Below are 3,624 nucleotides of genomic sequence, written 5' to 3' on the forward strand. Positions count from 1 at the left end.
AATTAGAAACTATCTAAAATAAGAAAATTAGAAACTATGGGTGATTTACTAATAATTTTAAAATGGGTGATAAAGTGAAAATTGATTCAAGAATTTTATCAGTATTCTCTACACTTCTTGTTATTGCAATAGCAATTTCAAGTGTCGGTGCAGCTGATTTGACAAGCAATGGAATAGAAAGCACAAATTTTGAAATCGATATTCCATCAGGCAGCCACTTTGCTGAAGAGACAGCAACTAACTTAAATATCGGTGATTTCGCTATTAGCATGGAAATCTTTGCAAATAATGGTGAAAATGCAAATGATGTAAGCACAATTCTCTATTTGAAAGACAGTTCAAAAGACCAAAGCATCATTTCAGATGTAATCAATGATTTGAAAAAAGATGGCCCTATCGTTGAAGAAAATGAGAAATATTTTATTGTGGAAACCAAAGATGCAAATAATTGGGATTTCCTTAATCTTGACATTGGAAATGACATCGATAGCTTATGGAACTTTGCTACTGGAATCTTCTCAGATGATTCCAATGTGAATGTTACAACTGAATCTGCTGATGTACAGGTTTCTGAAGATGAAGGAATCCACATTGTTGGGGATGACAACACATCTGTTTCATTATCTACAAAAGGATTTGAAGTAGCAGATCCAAACGGTGAGGATGTTTCCATTTCAACTGATGGCATAAAAGTTACTGGTAATGACGGAAGTGCAGAAGCATCTGCAGATGGAAATGTTTCAATTGATGGAGATATGATATCCCATGTGAATAATGCAGATTATGCAATCTGCATTCAAAATCCAGACAATAATCAAGTAATTGTAATTGCTGGTAACAATTTGGAAGTATTAAAATCAATTGCAGAAACCGCTTCATTTACTAATTAAAGACATTAAATTTTAATTAGTTTTTATTTTTATTTTCTTCCAATTTTTTATTTTTTTCTTTCAATTTTTTTCTATTTTATTTTTATTTATCTATTTTTTCTATTTTTTCCATTTTTATTCTAAGTCAATCAATTCTTCAATTGACTTATACAGCTCTTCCAAAACGGAATAAACCTTATCTCCAATGACTATTTTAGGTTCCATATTTGCTCCATAGCTATTGAGTTCTTTGTTTTTGTAAATGATTCTTATGCTCCAAGTGAATCCTCCCTCTAAAGTGCAGGATTGATATTCCTCTTCAAGATCCCAAAGGCCAATTCTTTCAACTTCTTCCCAAAAGTGAATCCACTTTTCTTTCTTTATTTCATTTATATCAATCAATTCTGGATTGGGATTGTTTACCAAAAGAGCATTGTCCAATAGCTTAATGGATTTTGTCCCATTTAAATCGTGCTTGTAATTCATTTCAAATTCTTCAGGAATGTAGCTGTTTGTCATGATTTGATTTCCTAATAATCTTTAAAAGTAGTTGATTATGATTATGTTCGTTTAAACTTATATATTATAAAACTAAAAATTAAAATAAATAGTTGATTTTTTGAAATGATGATTAATTATAGATTAAATATAGGATGAATTTATATGATTAGATTAAACGATTTTTTAGATAGATTATCAATAATTAATGTTTTATCCATCTTTTTATTGATTATATTAATTCTTTCCTTAATTCCTATGATATTTAATATCCATTTAGGAAATTTATTCTTTAAATTCATATTGTATGGAATAATGCTACTATTTTTTGCTTATGAATTGAATAAAATTGATATTGAAGAAATCTCATTTAAAACAGCTTTAAGGAATGAATTTGATTCAATATTCGAGGTTTCTGACATTTATCACATTTCATTTATTGTAATTGCAAATATCCTATTCGTATCAGCAGTTTATTTTGTCTTGAAATATTTAAGCCATTTATCAATAATTAGCTTTAATTCCCCTCTTTTTGGCGATTTCACAAGATTAAGCATTTCAATATTGGCTCTTTACTTTTTAACTGTAGTTATCCTTTCTCCAATTATAGAGGAGCTATTGTTTAGGGGAATATTCTTAAGAAGATTCAATAAGGAATTAAATGTGACATTAGCCATTTTGTTCACTTCTGTATTGTTTGGTTTTTGCCATAACTTTGGAGGAATTTTAGGGGCTATACTATTCGGTATTTGTGTTGCAATTCTTTATATAAAGTCTAAAAATATATTGGTGCCTATATTTGCTCACTTTTTGAATAATCTTCTTTCATTCCTGTTGGCATTAGGGGGAATTGAATATTTCATTCAATCCAATTCAATAGCAATTTTCCTCATAATCATTTTAGCCATTGTATCTAATTTTGTATTGTTTAAGGCTATTTTCAGTGAATGGCCTAAGGAAATGGAATAAAAATATTTTCAAGCATGCTTTAATAATTAATTTCTTTATTTCTTTTTCACTATTTTTTCATTATTTCTTTTCATGTTCAATCATAAACTTTATAAGATTTTTTCATTATTTCTTTTCATGTTCAATCATAATTTTTATAAGATTTTTTCATTATTTCTTTTCATGTTCAATCATAAACTTTATAAGATTATAAAATATAATTTAAGTTATGTTTAGATTTACAGGTAAAGAGATAAGAGATTTAATCATATCCTTTATAGTGATTGCTTTAGGATTTACCATTCTCTACTCTAATGGGGACTACAGTTATGTTACTTTGATTTTCCCTATAGTTATGATTGGAGTGGGAGCAGGTTTCATATTCCACGAATTAGGGCATAAATTCGTAGCTATGCATTATGGATATTATGCAGAATATGAATTATGGCCTACAGGATTGCTCATCGCATTGGCAAGTTCCTTTTTTGGATTCATATTTGCAGCTCCTGGAGCAGTTGTTATTTATAGTAATGGTATGGAAAAGAAGACAAATGGAATCATTTCCATTGCAGGACCAATCGTAAATATAGTTTTAGGATTAATATTTTTCCTTATTTTAGGATCTCTTGGAGATTTCGTACATACTGAAACTGGATATATTGTTCAATTGATTTGTGTGCTTGGTACTAGGATCAATTTCTTCCTAGCGGCTTTTAACCTATTGCCGATACCTCCATTGGATGGTTCTAAAGTAATGTCCTGGAGTGTTCCTGTTTGGTTGATTACATTTGCTATTGCTGCAATTTTAGTATTATTCTTCGGAGGATTTTTATAATTACTCCAACTATCGTTTTAAAACTAAAAGTTTTAATATAAGAAATGATAGAAATAGTTAATACTTATAAAGTTCATATTAATATTATAATTATATTAATCTTGATTAATTACTCAAATTCAAATTTAAAAAATTAATTTATTCAATTATTCTAACGTGATATTATGGCAAAAAAAGATAATAAAATCAGCATTCCTATGAGTGGGGCAGGTTTAGTAAGATACTTTGATGACGAAAGTGTAGGTCCAAAAATCGCTCCAGAAATAGTCATTGCAATTACTGTAATTTTAGGAATCTTCTGTTTTATTTTAAGATTCTCTGTATAAGCAAATTTTAAAAAAAGTTTGATCAAAATTCTTTACTAGTTGTGTGTATCACTCTAACTAGTTTCTTTTTTTATTTTTTTAACTATTTTTTTTACATTTTAACTTATTTTTAGATAATAATTTTTATTTTTTTAACTATTTTTTTACA

At 28.1% G+C, this 3,624-nt stretch carries 5 protein-coding genes; 4 read left to right on the forward strand and 1 reads right to left on the reverse strand.

Annotated elements, in window-relative coordinates; genetic code table 11:
- The first annotated feature begins 74 nt into the window (after nucleotides 1-74).
- Nucleotides 75-890: a hypothetical protein gene (locus IJI80_RS06545; protein WP_292788685.1), complete on the forward strand. Its 816-nt coding sequence runs from the start codon at nucleotides 75-77 to the stop codon at nucleotides 888-890.
- 114 nt (nucleotides 891-1,004) lie between these two features.
- Here IJI80_RS06545 and IJI80_RS06550 read toward each other — a convergent pair whose 3' ends face one another.
- Complete coding sequence (locus IJI80_RS06550) at nucleotides 1,005-1,388, reverse strand: hypothetical protein (RefSeq protein WP_292788686.1); 384 nt, start codon at nucleotides 1,386-1,388, stop codon at nucleotides 1,005-1,007.
- A 294-nt stretch (nucleotides 1,389-1,682) separates the two neighbouring features.
- Between IJI80_RS06550 and IJI80_RS06555 the strand changes: the two genes are divergently transcribed.
- The 3 genes from IJI80_RS06555 (at nucleotide 1,683) to IJI80_RS06565 (ending at nucleotide 3,476) form a co-directional block, all read left to right on the forward strand.
- Nucleotides 1,683-2,336, forward strand: a complete 654-nt coding sequence (locus tag IJI80_RS06555) for a CPBP family intramembrane glutamic endopeptidase (protein WP_292788687.1) — start codon at nucleotides 1,683-1,685, stop codon at nucleotides 2,334-2,336.
- A gap of 208 nt (nucleotides 2,337-2,544) precedes the next feature.
- Entirely contained in the window at nucleotides 2,545-3,150 is a 606-nt protein-coding gene (locus IJI80_RS06560) for a site-2 protease family protein (RefSeq protein ID WP_292788688.1), read from the forward strand.
- A 164-nt stretch (nucleotides 3,151-3,314) separates the two neighbouring features.
- Nucleotides 3,315-3,476, forward strand: coding sequence for a preprotein translocase subunit Sec61beta (locus IJI80_RS06565; protein WP_292788689.1), 162 nt, complete (start codon nucleotides 3,315-3,317; stop codon nucleotides 3,474-3,476).
- The last annotated feature ends 148 nt before the right edge of the window (nucleotides 3,477-3,624 follow it).

It is taken from the genome of Methanobrevibacter sp. (genome assembly GCF_017432245.1).
GTDB lineage: Archaea > Methanobacteriota > Methanobacteria > Methanobacteriales > Methanobacteriaceae > Methanobrevibacter.

What these genes read in the sequence shown, in the direction of transcription:
- IJI80_RS06560 (WP_292788688.1), top strand. Translation starts at nt 2,545, where the DNA reads ATGTTTAGATTTACAGGTAAAGAGATAAGAGATTTAATCATATCCTTT.
- IJI80_RS06565 (WP_292788689.1), top strand. Translation starts at nt 3,315, where the DNA reads ATGGCAAAAAAAGATAATAAAATCAGCATTCCTATGAGTGGGGCAGGT.
- IJI80_RS06555 (WP_292788687.1), top strand. Translation starts at nt 1,683, where the DNA reads ATGCTACTATTTTTTGCTTATGAATTGAATAAAATTGATATTGAAGAA.
- IJI80_RS06550 (WP_292788686.1), bottom strand. Translation starts at nt 1,388, where the DNA reads ATGACAAACAGCTACATTCCTGAAGAATTTGAAATGAATTACAAGCAC.